General features: G+C 41.7%; 12 protein-coding genes. 3 read left to right on the top strand and 9 right to left on the bottom strand.

Going from position 1 to position 16178, the window contains the following annotated elements:
• Positions 1–185 precede the first annotated feature (185 nt).
• The 3 genes from ADH52_RS10600 to ADH52_RS10590 all read left to right on the top strand — a co-directional run bounded on the left by ADH52_RS10600 (position 186) and on the right by ADH52_RS10590 (position 3441).
• Positions 186–914 (top strand): XRE family transcriptional regulator, encoded by a 729-nt coding sequence (locus ADH52_RS10600; RefSeq protein WP_049488076.1) that lies wholly within the window; start codon positions 186–188, stop codon positions 912–914.
• A 43-nt stretch (positions 915–957) separates the two neighbouring features.
• Positions 958–1680, top strand: coding sequence for a hypothetical protein (locus tag ADH52_RS10595; protein ID WP_049488074.1), 723 nt, complete (start codon positions 958–960; stop codon positions 1678–1680).
• A 315-nt stretch (positions 1681–1995) separates the two neighbouring features.
• Positions 1996–3441, top strand: coding sequence for a recombinase family protein (locus tag ADH52_RS10590; RefSeq protein ID WP_049511165.1), 1446 nt, complete (start codon positions 1996–1998; stop codon positions 3439–3441).
• A gap of 6 nt (positions 3442–3447) precedes the next feature.
• Here ADH52_RS10590 and ADH52_RS10585 read toward each other — a convergent pair whose 3' ends face one another.
• The 9 genes from ADH52_RS10585 to ADH52_RS10545 form a co-directional block, all read right to left on the bottom strand.
• Entirely contained in the window at positions 3448–3720 is a 273-nt protein-coding gene (locus ADH52_RS10585) for a DUF7720 family protein (protein ID WP_049511164.1), read from the bottom strand.
• 154 nt (positions 3721–3874) lie between these two features.
• Positions 3875–4861, bottom strand: coding sequence for an N-acetylmuramoyl-L-alanine amidase (locus ADH52_RS10580; protein WP_049511163.1), 987 nt, complete (start codon positions 4859–4861; stop codon positions 3875–3877).
• A 2-nt stretch (positions 4862–4863) separates the two neighbouring features.
• Entirely contained in the window at positions 4864–5196 is a 333-nt protein-coding gene (locus tag ADH52_RS10575) for a phage holin (protein WP_049511162.1), read from the bottom strand.
• Positions 5183–5620, bottom strand: coding sequence for a hypothetical protein (locus tag ADH52_RS10570; protein ID WP_049511161.1), 438 nt, complete (start codon positions 5618–5620; stop codon positions 5183–5185). The genes ADH52_RS10575 and ADH52_RS10570 overlap by 14 nt, the downstream gene beginning before the upstream one ends.
• A gap of 10 nt (positions 5621–5630) precedes the next feature.
• Positions 5631–6236, bottom strand: coding sequence for a DUF1366 domain-containing protein (locus ADH52_RS10565; protein ID WP_049511160.1), 606 nt, complete (start codon positions 6234–6236; stop codon positions 5631–5633).
• Positions 6237–6254: 18 nt separating this feature from the next.
• The gene (locus tag ADH52_RS10560) at positions 6255–8288 is read right to left on the bottom strand and encodes a DUF859 domain-containing protein (protein ID WP_049511159.1); all 2034 of its coding nucleotides are present in this window, start codon (positions 8286–8288) and stop codon (positions 6255–6257) included.
• Positions 8288–11209 (bottom strand): phage tail spike protein, encoded by a 2922-nt coding sequence (locus tag ADH52_RS10555; RefSeq protein WP_049511158.1) that lies wholly within the window; start codon positions 11207–11209, stop codon positions 8288–8290. Before ADH52_RS10555 ends, ADH52_RS10560 begins: the two co-directional genes overlap by 1 nt.
• Positions 11210–11211: 2 nt before the next feature.
• Positions 11212–12714, bottom strand: coding sequence for a distal tail protein Dit (locus ADH52_RS10550; protein ID WP_049511157.1), 1503 nt, complete (start codon positions 12712–12714; stop codon positions 11212–11214).
• Complete coding sequence (locus tag ADH52_RS10545; protein ID WP_049511156.1) at positions 12714–16169, bottom strand: tape measure protein; 3456 nt, start codon at positions 16167–16169, stop codon at positions 12714–12716. The genes ADH52_RS10550 and ADH52_RS10545 overlap by 1 nt, the downstream gene beginning before the upstream one ends.
• Positions 16170–16178 lie beyond the last annotated feature (9 nt).

Below are 16178 nucleotides of genomic sequence, written 5' to 3'. Positions count from 1 at the left end.
CATAGCATTCCTTTCTAACACGATTTTTCGTGTTTTTAGTTTTAAAATTAAGCTCATCTGAGCTTGATATAAGTTTAACACCATTTTTCGTGTTTGTCAACACTAAAAATCGTTTTTTTCTTTCTTTTTTTTATAGACATACGAAAAATCGTGTGGTATAATAAAAAACAGAAAGAGAGGTAACCATGAACGAAGAAAAACTAAAGCAACTAATTCTTTCTCGTTATAGTTCTGTAAAATCTTTTGCAGAAGAAAATGGCATGCCTTATTCAACTGTTCGTTCTATATTAGAGCGAGGAATAATGAATGCTAACGTGGAAAATGCTATAAAAATTTGTTCAGCTTTGGATATTAGACCTGAGATATTTTCTTATTTATTAAAGACACCTAAGAACGAATCTGAAATCCTAACCATCTACAACCAACTAGAAGAGCCTAAACAAGAAAAAGTCCTTGACTATGCCAAGGAACAACTAGAAGAACAAAACAGCTCTAAGATTATCTCTATCTTTGATAAGTCTCAAGACGACGAGGACTACATTACTGATTATGTAGAAGGCTTGGTTGCAGCAGGACATGGAACGTTTCAGGAAGACAATCTACACATGGAAGTAAAGCTCAGAACTGAAGATGTGCCAGAGGAATACGACACGATAGCTAAGGTGGCAGGCGACTCAATGGAGCCACTCATAGAAGATAATGACCTTCTATTTATCAAGGTCACTAGTCAAGTGGATATCAACTCAATCGGCATTTTCCAAGTGAACGGCAAGAACTTCGTCAAAAAGCTTAAAAGAGATTATGATGGTTCTTGGTACTTGCAAAGTCTCAATAATAGCTATGAGGAAATCCATCTAACAGAAAATGACGACATCCGTACAATCGGAGAGGTCGTAGATATTTATAAGGTTTAAAAAAATATGTGCAATCACTGAACCACATTAGAGAGGTTTTAATATGGGAATATTTAATTTTTTATTTGGGAGTAAAAAGCCAAAAGAGTCGCAACAAATTTCCGTTACTATTGCTCCGCCTAAAGAATTTGACTACTATCGGCCTAAGTATTTCAAAATACTAAACTCAAGACCTAATATGTTTGAAATATATGGAAGAGGCTTTGATTTTCCAAAATACAACGATAGCTTTAAAACTCCAGAGGGTTATCCTCTTAGAGAGTTACTACTCTTGGTTTGGTGGGGGAAAACAAAGAGTGGAAGAAAATCAACTATATCAATCCCTAAATATTTTTTTCATGATTACAATCTAAATGCTGAAAAAATAACAAGAAAATTCAAAGACAACTCATTGCTTTATGATGATGACGGCAAAACACTTTTGACTGATGAAGGGAGGGGTATTGCTGATAAATATTCGTCGCTATGGGAGATACACTCAGCTAAAGGATACCCTACAAATCTTGATATCGATTTCCCAACATGGGACAAAAATAAATTTGATTTAATGATGTGCCAAGTGCAAATAAGGTATCACAGTGAGTACGCTAAATTTTGCAAAGAATTAGTTAATTATTTCAACTCCCTAAATGCACCAACAAGCGCTTTAGAAATTCACAATGAAATCAATTACTACATCAATGAAATGAATAGTAATTTAGCAAGAGTAAATGACCTGAAAGAAAAATTGATCATCTTACAAGACAGAGTAGATGATAATGCATAACAAACAAAAAACACTCTCAAATTTTGACTGAGGAGAGTGTTCCGAACGGATTATATTTGACAGCTAAATAGAAATTTTGATAAAATACAGTTGGATTACCTAGATGAACTCATCTAGTGCAAAATACGGCAGGTAGCTCCTGCCTCGGTCACAGCTGTACAATAATTGTGCAGCTTTTTTGATTACACAAACAAAAAAAGCCCCACGCTCTCAAACTTTGGCGAGTCTGAGCGTGAGGCAAGATGTATAGAAAGATAGGCATTAAAAAGCCCTCTTTTCTATACCCTATTTTATCAAAAAGGGGGTACAAAAGCAATGAAATCAATAAATAAAGTAGCTATATATGTCAGGGTGTCCACTACCTCACAGGCAGAAGAGGGCTACTCAATCGAGGAGCAAAAAGCTAAGCTCTCTAGCTACTGCGATATTAAGGACTGGAGCGTCTACAAGATATATACTGATGGTGGTTTCTCGGGATCCAATACTGACAGACCAGCACTTGAGGGGCTTATCAAAGACGCTAAAAGGAAAAAATTTGATACAGTGCTAGTCTATAAACTGGACCGTCTGAGCCGTAGTCAAAAAGATACCCTTTATCTAATTGAAGATATTTTCATAAAGAATAATATAGCCTTTCTGAGCTTGCAGGAGAATTTTGACACCTCTACCCCTTTTGGAAAGGCTATGATTGGGCTCTTGAGCGTCTTTGCCCAGCTTGAGAGGGAGCAAATCAAGGAGCGTATGCAACTTGGTAAAATAGGACGGGCCAAGGCTGGAAAATCCATGATGTGGGCTAAAACATCCTATGGATACAATTATCACAAGGAAACTGGAACTGTGACTATCAATCCAGCTCAGGCTCTAGCTGTTAAATTTATATTTGAGAGTTATCTGAGAGGGAGATCCATTACTAAGCTGAGGGATGATCTGAATGAGAAATACTCAAAACATGTGCCTTGGAGTTATCGGGCGGTCAGAGCCATACTAGATAACCCTGTCTACTGCGGTTTCAATCAGTATAAGGGAGAAATTTATCCAGGTAATCATGAGCCAATAATTACAGAGGAGGTATACAACAAGACCAAGGAAGAACTGAAGATTAGACAAAGGACGGCAGCAGAGAATGTCAATCCTAGACCATTCCAAGCTAAGTACATTCTATCTGGTATCGCCCAATGTGGATATTGTGGCGCTCCTTTAAAAATTATGCTAGGTGTAAAGAGGAAAGATGGGAGCAGGTTAAAAAAATATGAATGCCATCAAAGGCACCCACGAACGCTGAGAGGCGTTACTACCTATAACGACAATAAAAAGTGTGACTCAGGATTTTACTACAAAGACAAGCTAGAGGCCTATGTGCTAAAAGAAATCAGCAAACTGCAAGATGACGCTGATTACCTGGACAAAATATTTTCAGAGGACAGCGCTGAGACTATAGACCGTGAGAGCTACAAGAGACAAATAGAGGAGCTATCAAAGAAATTGAGCAGACTTAACGATCTATACATAGACGATCGCATTACTCTTGAGGAATTACAGAGCAAGTCAGCCGAATTTATAAGCATGAGGGGAACTCTTGAGGCTGAACTGGAAAACGATCCAGCTCTCGGAAAAGACAAAAGAAAGGCCGATATGAGGAAACTGCTAAACGCTGAGAAAGTCTTTTCAATGGACTACGAAGGTCAAAAGGTACTTGTTAGAGGGCTTATAAACAAGGTTCAGGTAACAGCTGAGGACATTGTTATCAAGTGGAAAATATAAATAATTTTAGTAACCTACATTTCGATCAAGGATAGTAAAATTATTGATTTTTTCCATCTCATACATCTGCAATGAATGCAGCACGAGATCCCGATACTTCCAAGTTGATACTAGATACTCAATAACCTCTTGGTCCTCTATCTTGCATTCCATGAATAATAACAGCTTGACCGTGTATTCGTTTTTCAAAATTGGGACAGTGTAAGTCACATCTACCCAATGCTCAAAACCTAAGTCTGTCTGCTCTACATTTGCTAGTTCAATCTTCAAAATGTTCATATTTTCTTCCTCCTTACTTATCTATTCGTAAAAAAATAAAAAAGTAGTGAAAAAATCATTACTTTTTTTAATTCAGAAAGTACTTTCAGAGCAAACAAAAAACCGCAAGCCTGGGCCTGCGGTGAAAGAACAATTTAGAAAGTTTCCTTTCTATTTATTTTGTAGTAATGAGCCCGTTAGGCTCAACAGTAAACTCTGGCTTATCTGCCATGCTACCGTCTGGTTTGAGGTAATACCAGCCTTTTTTATCAGCTGACTGGATAAAAGCATTTGATACCATCTCTCCTTTTTGGTAATCGAGATAGTACCAGTGCTCCTTGTACTTGACCCAACCAGTGGCCATCTTGCCATCTTCTTTGAAGTAATACCACTTGTTACTGATAAGTACCCAACCAGTGGCCATTGCGCCATTTGGTAGCAAGTAATACCAGTACCCATCTGAATGCTTGTGCCATGAGTTAGCTTTCATGTAGCCATTACTGTCAAAGTAATACCAGACATTGTTGATCTTCTGCCATTTATTCGTTGGGTAGCTTCCATCTGCGTTGACATACCACCAGCCAGTTGAATTTCTCTTCCAACCTTCCTGATTACCCTCGTTATCAAGCATTTCTTGAACAGTTGAACCAAGGGATTGATAATGCTTAATTTTAGCAATCACATAGTCACGCAAGCTGTCATTGTATCCCCCGTGCAATTCAAGGGAACGAGCAGGGCATGATGTGCTAGAAAATTCATTGTGAAACTTGATATTTGAATAGTTCGGAGTATCACCGTAATAAGTCATATCCTCGGCCATTTGTCTTAATACCATGTTTTCATTTTCAATGAACTCGGCATCTGATGCGCTTAACTGCTGGCATACTTCATAGCTAAGAGAGTTCATGTTAGCATCGTAGTTAGCAGCAGACCATGAACCATTGTATGTGTCTTCGACTCGCACAATTGCATCTCTTGTGATGTAGTAATGAGCAAAACCAAGTTCAGACCGGCCATTGTCATATCGTTCTTGGAGCCATTCGATATAGGCCTTTGCACTTTTTGAGCCAGCATCATTATGTAAAACATAATATTTTGGTCTCTCAGTTGGTCGGGATCCTGAAATTCCATTAAAAATTGTATGGTTAATGATTTCTACCATCATTACTCTCCTTTCCAGGTATCATTCATCAGCTTGACCGCTGACTCGACAAATGTATCGAGGTCCTTGTCAGTCATGCTAATGTTATATTTGGTAAGCTCTGCACGGATTTTATCACGAGCCTGTTCCAGCTTCTCCTCACCTTTATATCCGGTTTCAGAAGCGACCTGCTCAACAGCGTTGACCGCATTTTTGGCCAAGATTTCAACGATTTTGATGGTTCTCTCTCCACCTTTTTGAACCAGGTAGTCCTTGACTGCCTTAACTGTTACCCCTGCTAAAATAACAAGGATGCTGATTGCTCCATTTGTGATAATTTCATTAATCTGTTGCATTTGTATTTTCCTCCGCAATTTCTAAATTTACAAATTTATTAAACAGGGCATCGATGCGCCCATTCCCACCTAGTTTTTTGTAACTTGAGTGCATTTTGTGGATAATATCCGACTCGTGAACGCTTGTATAACCACGCTTGAGAGCAACAGTAATATCACGCTCCAGCCGTAGATACATAGTAGCTAGATGTGCTTCATCATGCACAGCCAGCTTGTTGTTGATTTCAGTTATATTTTGCTTGTTCTCCTCACCGATTGCATGGATAGTGCTCAATTCCCCTTTCAACTCCTTGAACTGTTCTTGATTGAGATTCCCTGCTTTACTTGCTCGCATCCCAAACCAACCAGTAGCGATGACACCGATAGTAGGAGCAAGTTGAGTGATCGCATGTATTATTTTCTCGATTATTTCAGACCATGACATAAAATCCCCCTTACTCAATACGTGGCATGACCACGGTCAATACACCTTGCTGTAGCATCTCAGCAAGAGCCTGGTCCTTGTATGTATAGCCCTCATTAGCCTGCATCTGAAACTTAAAGATAGTCTTGGTTCCACTTGGCCATTTGGCATTATTTTCAAATGGATAAGGCATGGCAATGATGTCTCCATTTGAGTAGCGTGTACTCTTGACTAGTGGCTTAACAAATGCTGCCACCTTGCCATAGGCGTTGGTAGGCATACCTCCATTTTGAGATACTGCCAAGGCAATCAAGACCTCAGTGATAGCTGATACCGTGTCCAAGTTTTCCTTGTTTTCGGTTCCAGCTTGTTCTAATCTAGCAGCCATTTCTTTATTTTGTTTTAGCTGCTCATCTACTTTATTGAATTTTTCATTTTCAGCACGCTGTGGAAAATTCTCTTGATAATGAGCCTCAAGAGCTAACTCAAAGAGTTCAGTATTAGACAAGCTGATTTTATCAGCCGGTAACAAAATAGGTACGATAGCACCGCTTGAGTTGACAAGTGTGACCTTGGTAGCTGATGCTGTTCCACTGCCGTCATATTCCAAGGACTTTGTCCCGTATTCTAGTTTCATATATATTCCTTTCGTTTATTAAGGGTAAGGGTCATTTGTAATATAAGTTATTGTGCCTGTCCAGTATTTGTTTCCTGGCGCTTTACTTGTCAGACGGATTTTTCCATCTGAGGCAAGGTGTAAGATAGCTGTGCCTGTTACTGTTGAGTCAGACAATCCTTGTAAAACCAAGTTAACCTCTTGAGCTGGTCTAAATCCAGCTGGTATTGTTTCTTTGACTTCTCGATAGTCTGAAATTGTGGCAATGTCTGCAATTTTTCTTTCGGTTGAAATTGTGACAAGATTGCCATTTCTTGTTACGTTACCGTTGATAAACCAACCTAGCTCAATTTTCCTCTTGACTGTTTCTTGAACAGTAGCAATCTCTTTCCATTGAGATGGACTCCATCTACTATTATTGTTGTAAGTCCTAAAGAAAAACCTATTTGAGCTTAACCCTGTGAAAAATTGGACGCCTTTCCAACTATCAAGCCAAAAATTTTGATACAGACCCCAGTCGCCATTTCTACCTGTTGGATTGTCATCGTATTTACCAGACCTCCACCCGAACTCCGTGCCTTGCTTATTCCAAACATCATTCCATTGAGCACTACCTCTACCTAGACCTCCATTGTTATCAGTCAGCTGATATTGCTGTATGGGTTTGTTGTCTGCGTAGATGTTGCCCTTGACATCAAGAGCGCCTTGCTCCCTGATTTTGTTGATACCGACACCTGAACGGTCATAAGAGAATACCACGCTTTCAGTGGCCACGTTGACCATAAACTCAGTACGAGTGAATTTGTCCTCAAGGATACCAATGACAACCCATGACTGATTAGCTAGATAATTCCCTGAAAGATTAGCCCGTGAATTGACTAGACTTGAAATACTTGACCAGGTACCAGTCGCTTGACCATTGTCAACTGAAAAAGCATTAGTTCCTAGTCTTGCAACCTTGAAAGTCAAAGTCATTGTGTTCTTTTGACTTCCTGATACAGTCAGAGGGGCTACTTTGGCGTTTCTAGTGACCGTCAATGTGCTAGAGGTTGACCCTGTCCTTGCTATGCTAAAGCTGAGAGCAGGGGCAAAATACTCAAGAACTGTCGCGGATATCTCTCTAGTATCAGACCAGCGTCCACGGCTATCGGATACTCTTGCTCTGATTTTGATTGTGCCGTGGTAGTTCATGATACCTAAACTACCACCGTTTGAACTTGTAGACTGGTTTTTGCCAACGATTTCAGCGTAGTATCCAGTTATTGATGAACCGTAGGAACCAACTGCGCCATTAAACGCTACTTTGATGTTAGAGATTACCTGGATGAACGTGTTTCCGTTTGGGATAAGGTTCTGAGCAGTACTATTTAAGTCTGATAATGATATCCCTGTAAAATTAGGCTTGACATTAGCTGGCACGCTTGCCGTGAATGTGGTTGACTGTGTGCCTGTCTTAGTAGAACCTGAATAGGTATCTACGTAGATAGCCCCTGTTCCACTAGCAGAGTTTGGGATATCGTTGGCAAAGTCCATAGGGATCGTCCATGTTGTGGATGTGTCTACATTCGTTGCAATCGTCCCTGACTTACCTGCCCAGGCATAGCGCACGGTATGCTTAAAACTGGAGCTTTGACGGTTGATGTTGACGGTAACCGCACTGCCAATGGCCCCAGCGCTCACGCTTACAGAGCTTGAGCGTGGTATCGTTGAGAGCGTGAATGAGTTCCTACTGATTGAAAGTGTTCCTGGTGACCATCCACCACCACCGCTAAATGCAGCAGACAGCCCAAACGATTTTTTACCATCGTTATCATGTCTGATTGTTACTGTCTTATCAATCAACATAATTGAGCTATTTTGACTCAACATAGATGGACGACCTGACCAGCTCAAAGTCTGACCGTCAACGGTTACAGAGGCAGTACAGTCATAATCTGCAAATGTATGAGCACCGTTTGTCAAAGCAAGTCTTATCCTTACTTGACTGCTATTGTCAGATATATTTTGGGATACTTGGTCTACCCACAGTCTGAGATAATAGCTCCTATCATTATTTGACCAAAATTCAGCCATTAGTTACCTCCTACGTATCTAATCACGTTCATGTCTGGATTGATATGATACTGTTCTTCTCTAAATCGTCCGATTTGAATAGTTTTTGAGAATATACCATTCTCAATATGGATAACACCTTGACTAATATACATAACCTCAACCCCTGCTGAATACATTGAAATCCGGCCATTCGGACTAAACAGCATACTAGATGAACCGTCATTCTTACCAATGACTAACCCCTCATTTGATGAGCTCATGTAAGTATCAATGAAATTCCAACGGTCAGACAATTCTCCTAAGTCTTTAGCGATATTAGAGACACGCTGACTAGCTGAAATCAAATCTTTCTCAGCTTGAACTCTAGCCGTTTCGTTAGATTTAACAAAATCCTGATAGGCTTTAATCCAGTTATCAAGCGTGTCAGCGCTAGCCTTGGCCTCTAACTCAGCTTGAATAACTCCAGCCTTTTCATTGAGAGCGTTCAGTTGCTCCTGCGTTAGCCCTTGGTCGGCTTTAGAATCTAGTTGTTTTTGAGTCTCTGACCAGTGAGGTTGCCAGCTCGTCATTGGTATGGCTCCAACTGTTAAAACGGCCCAATCAGCATTACCGATCCCTTCGAGTTCTCCGGTAAAAAATGAAACAGTATCGCCAGTGTTAAGATTTTTATTAGATGTAAAAGTAGCGCTCCAAACATCCAACTCAAAGCTATATGATAGCTTTATCCACTGCCAATTATCGCTAGGATTTTCACGAATTCCAAAAATAAGTGTACTGTTATCACTCCTCCACCATTTGGCGCTTAGAGTGTACTGCTTACCAGATTTTAAAGGTTCAGCCAAGATGAAGTCTTGCTGATGTTTATTTCTCCATCCAGTATTTGAGTCAAGTAAAATGTTACCTGATTGCTCTGTCGTCCCAAATAAAGCTGTCCACTTATAACTTCCAGGATCCTGACTATCTGCCTCAGTGAAATCCGTTAGCGTACCTAAATAGCGCTTGTTAGTACTATCAGAGGTGCTAAAACTATCACGGCCATCAGCAGAATTAGCCCATGCCCTATGAAAATATGGAGTCCGACCATCAGCCCCTGGTTTACCTGGAATACCTTGAGGTCCGTCTTTACCGTTTAAACCATCTGAGCCTCTCCACCTCTTCCAGCGATAGTCAGCAGGGTTGACACTATCAGTTGCATTAAAATCAACGTACACTCCTATATAAGCCTTGTCAGCGTTAGTCTGGCTAAATCCACTACCTGAGATAGTATCAGCATAAGCTATGTGAGTGTACTGTGTACGTCCGTCCGCTCCTCTAACTCCTGGAATACCTTGGTCACCCTTAACACCTTGCAAGCCTTGGAGTCCTTGGAGCCCACGTTCCCCACGGTCTCCCTTTTCGCCTTTTTCTCCTCTGTCTCCTTTCGGACCTATTGCTCCCTGTGGTCCAGTGTCTCCTTTCGGACCTTGTAGCCCATCCGATGTATTAATGAGAGTCAACTGCTCAGAGGCTACCTCTTTGTTATCCACCCATGCTGATACCGTCAAAACCATCTTTTGATTGATGTCAGAGCCTCGGACAATGTAACTAGGGCTTGTGGCTTTGATTACACCATCAACGACCCAACGCCATCCGCTGTTGATAACCTTATTCCCTCTCATGAGAGTAGGGGTCACAATGGTCTGACCTTGGCCATTTTTAAAGGCTATACCATTGTCTGTAGCTAGTTTGATAGTGTAGGGCTTAGCGTCCTCTATCATCCTGTCTAGTTGCTGCTGAATTCCTTGAGATAGACGATTTTCAAGCGCCTTAGCATTTGAAAAAGTCGTTTTATTGTTTCTAGGATTGGTAAAGCTGATGACTTGCTCAGACACCCTCATCTCAAGTAAAAGAGTAGGGCTAAAGCCGTCATCATAGACTTTTACCGTGTCTCCTATTTCAAGATCCGCAAAGCCCTCAGCCTCATAAGTGACTGCTGGATAACAGTTTTTCTTGAGCTCACGGTAGGCCGTTGAGCGGATAACCTCAGGATTTGAACTCTCTACAGTCATGTCTTTTCTTATCCACTGGTCAAGCTCTCCAGTAGCATGAGTGAAAGTAGATGGATACATCTGCATTGAAAGAGGGGCATACAAAGCAGCCCCTGACTGGTAAAACTCACGTTCTCCCTTTGAGTTGTTGACTGACCAAGGTCCAAGACCCCTAATATCAACTACGTTGCCTTTATCATCCTTACCTGTTGGGACAATCGTATTATAGATACCAGTCTTATCAATCGTCCTAGTAATCGTCTTGAGGTTTTTACCATACTTCAAGATGGTTGGACTGATTTGTCCTACCCCTTGATGGGTATCATCGTGCTCGTGATAGATGTTAACCGTGAATGACTTGATAGAGCTGTCAGCGTTGAGACGCGTGTCAAACTCAATTTCTGCACCAAATTTCTTAGCTAGACTGAGTAGTCTGTTAAGTTTAGTGTCTGTGCCCTCCCACTCAGCAGAGATTTTCTTATTAGCAACCTCATTGATACCGATTTTCAAGAAAGTATAGTTAAGCAAGTCCATCTCCTCACAAAATTCCTTAAAGCTCATAGCCTTAGGCGATTTGTAAGGAATAGAGTACTCATTGATTAGCTCAAGGTTTAGGTTGATACCGTAGCATTTAATGACCTTCTCGTTTTCTTCAACCTTTCGGATTGTATACAGGTATGTCTTGCCTTTGTAATGGAATGACACAAATGCCTTCTCATTGAGAGAATTATAAGCCCTCTTTTTGCCTACATCTGAGATAATTGCCTTTTTAAAGACTGTAAAATCAAAGGTACTAGAACCAGTTTCCAGGTATCTTGTCCAGGTGTCATTGAAATAGTTCAATGTATCCTGTTTGTCATTGTCGATAAAAGCCACTTTTCTCAAATTTGAGTCATGTATTGTCAATAACATTGTTATAGATACCTTTCTTTAAATTCTACTTTGACAGTGGGTTTGGTCTTGACCCAACTTGAGCAATAGACCTCAAGCTGACTGTTTCCAGGTGGAATAGTCAAGAAACTTGAACCATCTACAACATCCACAATCTTCTCAAGGCCGTCCACTGTGACAGTGTCATTCTCGCTGTTTAGCACAACATTCGAGCCGATTGGATAGCGGTTAGGCACATCTCCGATTGTTTTGACAAAGTCTTTGCGATAATACAATTCATCAAGATACATATGAGAGACCATTGGATAATCTCGATATGCCCCCAATGTCACATGGATCTTAGCTGACTTTCTGCCCTTTATTTCAGGAACTGTGAAAGTAAAGTAAGAGCCACGATAAAAGACTTGTACCTTGTCATCATTCCGTTTCAAATCTGACCAGCCTCTAGCTACACTAAAAGGGTTAATGTCTCCTGTAGTGCTTCCGTCAAATTCCCAACGTTTCAGAATGTTATAGCTACCCTTGCCATCGCTAGCAAAGAAGTTATATTCACATTCTGAGCCCAGAGACCTTTTGAAACTCTCCACGCCGTATAAGAATTTATCGTTAGTGTCAGAAATAGTAATTTTAATAAAACCATACTGATTAAGAGCTTCAGACCAAAAGACTTGTCGCCACCAAAGATAATCGTTTAAAGACCCGATTTCTCCTACACTATCATTCGGGATAGTCCAAGTTAGACTAGTAGCATAGTTGTGTAATTTAGTTTCACCTCGTAGATTTTTTAATTTAATATGGGGACGCTCCCAGAGATTTATTCTTTCAGCGGTTCCTACCACATACTCCGTATTATCATTTGTAACGCCTTGATTTTTTAATGCTTGGGAAAAACCAGTTGAGATTTTATCGCCTCTAAAATCCATTAAGATTTCGGATTTCTTAACTATCCCTGTATCAGCCTCCTCACGGTCTCCAACTTCAAAGGCTCCGCTAGTATTAACCAGGCCTATATAGCCGTTTTCAGCGTTGTTTTTGACTGTTATCACAGGAAAAGCTGGGACGTTACCATTATTGACCAAATTAAAAACAACCTTGTCAGGTTGCTCTTGTCCGTTATCAAAACGCTTATAGGTTGAGCTGTGAGCTACTCCGTCAGGGATAACCAGGTCAAAACTGCCCTTTTGGAACCATCTAGTAATGTTGTCCATGTCCACAGAGCCAGATACTAGACCCATGTAATACTTGTCAGGCTCGTCTGAAATGACAATTTTGACAGCTTCAGAAGTGTTAAAAATGCCAGCTAGTTTGTGCTTAGCCGTTTCAAGTGTCATGCCGTTCCCATATTGCATGGCAAACTTGACTTTGATGATTTTAGCGCCTGTCCTTACCTCTTGCAGATTGACTCCCAAAAGTGGTGCGTCATTAGTAGTGATATGGCGCTCGTTACCTACTGGACGGATGATGTCTATAATGTCAATAACCTCAGAGAGGTCAAATCCATTGATTGTGATTGTGTCATTATTCATTAGATAATACCTCTCATCATGTTATCTAGCATTAGCTTGTCATTTTGATAGTTAGTCATTGGTTGTCCGATTTTAGCAACTAGAGCACCGTCATCTAGCACCATATTCACAGGGCGCTTGACAGCCTCCTCAGCCACTTCAAGAGCTCTAGCCAGGACTTTGTCAGCCTGGTCACGAATAACCTCGATTTGGCTTGTTTCTGCTCGTTCTGTGAGTGATTTGAGTCTAAACTGACTAGATACAGTATGTTTCCCTAAACCTAGCAAGTCCTCAGCGCCAAATTTGAACGCTGACATCTCTTTCTGAACGTATGCCAGACTATCAACCACATCAGAGCTATTCTGTTCAATACCCACGGCAATACCTTGAGCAATGTATCTACCTACATTGTCTCTAAATAGTCGTGACGGACTATGGATTTTAGCCTTAGCTTGCGCTGCTCTCTCAGCTTGAGCGACAAGCGCATTAGCTGCCGCAGTGACAGCCCCAAGTGCTGAGTACATACCTTGCGCTAAACCTTGCCCAATCATGCTCCCTGCATAACGCATAGCTCCAGCCCCTGACATTGCCCTAGAACGGATTGAGCTTAACATAGCTGACATTGCAGCCGTTGCTGACCCAATTCCTGAGCGGATGCCGTTAGTAATGCCATTAGAGACCCCACGACCTGCCTGTTGACCGGCTTGAGTCATCTGAGTTGCCGATTGCAGGACCACAGACACCATCTGTTGCATGCTTAAGCGCATTATTGCTACAGCTTGAGACATTGCTGACTGCACAACAGAATTGAGTAAAGACATTGCTGATCCAGCAGCTGCCGAGATACTAGAAAAGGCCGAGGCAACCATAGGAGCGGATGTAGCTAACTGCATAATGGCAGTAGTTGCCATGATTGCTGATGTGGTAATCAGTGTAAACTGACCTGGTATTGTACCAAGTACGCCAACTAAAGCACTCACAACTCCACTGATTGCTGTAAATCCTGCTGATATAGCTAGGGCTCCAGCCTGTGCCATCAACATTGAACTTGACAAAGCAACTAACCCACTTTGTAGGATAGTAATGCTAGCTGTTGCCCCTGATAAACCTACAAAAGAGGTCATTACTGATGTTGCAAAGGCACTCATAGCAGTACCAGCCAATGTCATCGCTGGGGCTAAAGTAGTTACAGAGGCTGAAATTGTAGGAATGGTGCTTGCCATTGTTGTTAGTACAGCAACGGCCATGGCTCCGCTGGCTTGTATTGTGAGTAGACCTGCTCCCAGTGCCTGCATACCTGCACCAACGCTAGCCATGCCAGCGCTTGCTCCTGAGATTTTACCTACGCAAATAGCAACAGCGGCTAAAGATGCTGCCATATCCCCAAGGTTGGTATTGGTGATCATTACCACCCCTTGAGCTAACTGCTTAAATCCATTTCCTGCTTTTTGAGCAGCCGTACCAATAGAATTGAATACATTAGCAAGGCCATCTAATACACTCTTGATAGCATTACCTACAGAGGTGATGACATTGGAAATACCATTAAAAGCACTCTCAATACCTTTACCGATTCCTTGAGCGGCAGTAGATATTGCTTGCCCAACTGATGTAAAGATATTAGCAATGCCTTGCAAAGCTGTAGAGATCACTCCTCCAATAGAAGCAATAATGCCAGCAATACCACTCATAGCTGTACTGATACCATCAGCAATAGCCTGGATAATTGTTACAATTTGTGGTGCATTTGCAGATATGGCGTTAATAATCTGAGTCATTCCGTTAGAGATAGCTGTAACAAGTACAGAAATCCCAAGAGCAGCAACTGCAATACCAGCACCAATAAGAGCAACGGAAGCTCCAAAAGCTAAAATACCTACAGCTCCTGCTGTCAATGCTGGACCTAATGTAGCTGCTCCCACAGCAAGCAAGGCAATACCTGCTACAATGGCAAGCATTGCAACCTGTGCACCAGTTCCAGCTGAGGCAAGTTGTATAGCTGCCTGTACCAGGACATAAACACCAGCGGCAGCCATCAAGACCCCTGCGCCAATCATAAGAACTGCAGCGGCCAATCTTAAGACAGAGCCAGCACTTGCGGATGCCGTTGTCCCAACTGCTGTATTCCCTGCGCTCATTGCGGCACTTGCTCCAGCGTTAGCAAGTTGGGCTGTTGTCAATCCTAGAATGTTACTTACTAAACTAACTAGATTCTTACCAAAATCAAAGGCTGTTTTTAGAGCCTGAGCAATCTTGACTCCCGCCTTGATGCCTATCAAAGCTGTACCTATGCTAATAATCGCCGTTGCTACACTTTGGATTGTCCCTGGATCTAAGCCTGAAACAAAGTTAGCTACTGCGGTTGCAGCCTGAGAAAGCCACTTTACAATATTGCCTAGTACACTTCCTAAGGTTGTCAACACTTCTGATGCTGTCAAACTATCCCACACATGACCAATCGCTCCTGAAATGCTCTTAATAGCCTCGACAAAAGCAGTAACTGCTCCTGTATTTGAGAATGCTTGCCAGAAAGTTTTAATTTTACCAACAAAATTAGAGATTGATGTGCTGATTCTAGTGACAACCCCCTCAATGTCTATACTCTCTAAGAACGCACCTAGCTTTTCAGCCATGCTATCAAAATTAATTTTTTCAAGAGCGTCAGATATTGCATTGACTGCCTTAATTCCAAACTTGTTAAGTTTTTCAAAGGCTGGCATAAGTTTATTAGATAGGCTTTCTTTTGCCCCATCTATGGCCTGGTCAACCGTTTTGAACTCTGTAGCCATCTTTTGAAAAGCGTCTGAGTTCCCTGCTCGGTTCATGGCGTCAAAAAAGTCCTCTGTCTTGACTTTTCCGTCTTGGACGGCTTTTACAAGCTCAGCAGTAGACATTCCCATCTCTTTTGCGACAGCTGCCATACCAGCAGGAGCTTGCTCCATCATGATCTTAAAGTCCATCCAAGCTATTTTAGGTTTACTTGCCATCTGTGTCGCCTGAGTTGACAATGATTTCATGGCTTGGGCTGGGTTTTCAGCAGAGGCTGCAAGTCCACCAAAGGCCTTAACTAGACTACCAACATTCTTAGTCCCAACTGCGTCAAGTTGCGAGTAAGTACTAGCCATATCAGAGGCTGAGTAGATGGTTTTGGTTGCAAAGTCCTGCATTTCGGTCTTAGCTGCCTTGATTTCCTCAGCTGATCGCCCAAAGGCCTGTAGGTTCCCCTCAAAGGTTTTCCAAGCTTTCTGTGAACTGTTTAGCTCAGAGGCCATTTCACGGACACCACTTGTAATAGTCCCAATTCCTGTAGTAAGGGCAGAACTAATCAGATTAGCTCCTAAGACAGACTTAAAAACAGACCCTACTTTCGAGCCTGCGTTTTCAAGTCCACCGAATAGAGCTTTAAGCTTGCTTACTCCTGATTGAGCATTAGAGCCATCCATATCAACCTTGATAGTAACTGAACCATCTGCCATTATGTACCT

The sequence above is a fragment of the Streptococcus pseudopneumoniae genome (assembly GCF_001072665.1).
GTDB lineage: Bacteria > Bacillota > Bacilli > Lactobacillales > Streptococcaceae > Streptococcus > Streptococcus pseudopneumoniae_S.
Note: the sequence above shows the minus strand (reverse complement) of the source record. Positions and strands in the feature narration are given on the sequence as shown.

Bases quoted from the DNA above. Each gene is read 5' to 3' on its own strand.
- ADH52_RS10590 (WP_049511165.1), top strand. From the start codon at position 1,996: ATGAAATCAATAAATAAAGTAGCTATATATGTCAGGGTGTCCACTACC.
- ADH52_RS10585 (WP_049511164.1), bottom strand. From the start codon at position 3,720: ATGAACATTTTGAAGATTGAACTAGCAAATGTAGAGCAGACAGACTTA.
- ADH52_RS10570 (WP_049511161.1), bottom strand. From the start codon at position 5,620: ATGTCATGGTCTGAAATAATCGAGAAAATAATACATGCGATCACTCAA.
- ADH52_RS10580 (WP_049511163.1), bottom strand. From the start codon at position 4,861: ATGGTAGAAATCATTAACCATACAATTTTTAATGGAATTTCAGGATCC.
- ADH52_RS10600 (WP_049488076.1), top strand. From the start codon at position 186: ATGAACGAAGAAAAACTAAAGCAACTAATTCTTTCTCGTTATAGTTCT.
- ADH52_RS10595 (WP_049488074.1), top strand. From the start codon at position 958: ATGGGAATATTTAATTTTTTATTTGGGAGTAAAAAGCCAAAAGAGTCG.
- ADH52_RS10575 (WP_049511162.1), bottom strand. From the start codon at position 5,196: ATGCAACAGATTAATGAAATTATCACAAATGGAGCAATCAGCATCCTT.
- ADH52_RS10565 (WP_049511160.1), bottom strand. From the start codon at position 6,236: ATGAAACTAGAATACGGGACAAAGTCCTTGGAATATGACGGCAGTGGA.
- ADH52_RS10555 (WP_049511158.1), bottom strand. From the start codon at position 11,209: ATGTTATTGACAATACATGACTCAAATTTGAGAAAAGTGGCTTTTATC.
- ADH52_RS10560 (WP_049511159.1), bottom strand. From the start codon at position 8,288: ATGGCTGAATTTTGGTCAAATAATGATAGGAGCTATTATCTCAGACTG.
- ADH52_RS10545 (WP_049511156.1), bottom strand. From the start codon at position 16,169: ATGGCAGATGGTTCAGTTACTATCAAGGTTGATATGGATGGCTCTAAT.
- ADH52_RS10550 (WP_049511157.1), bottom strand. From the start codon at position 12,714: ATGAATAATGACACAATCACAATCAATGGATTTGACCTCTCTGAGGTT.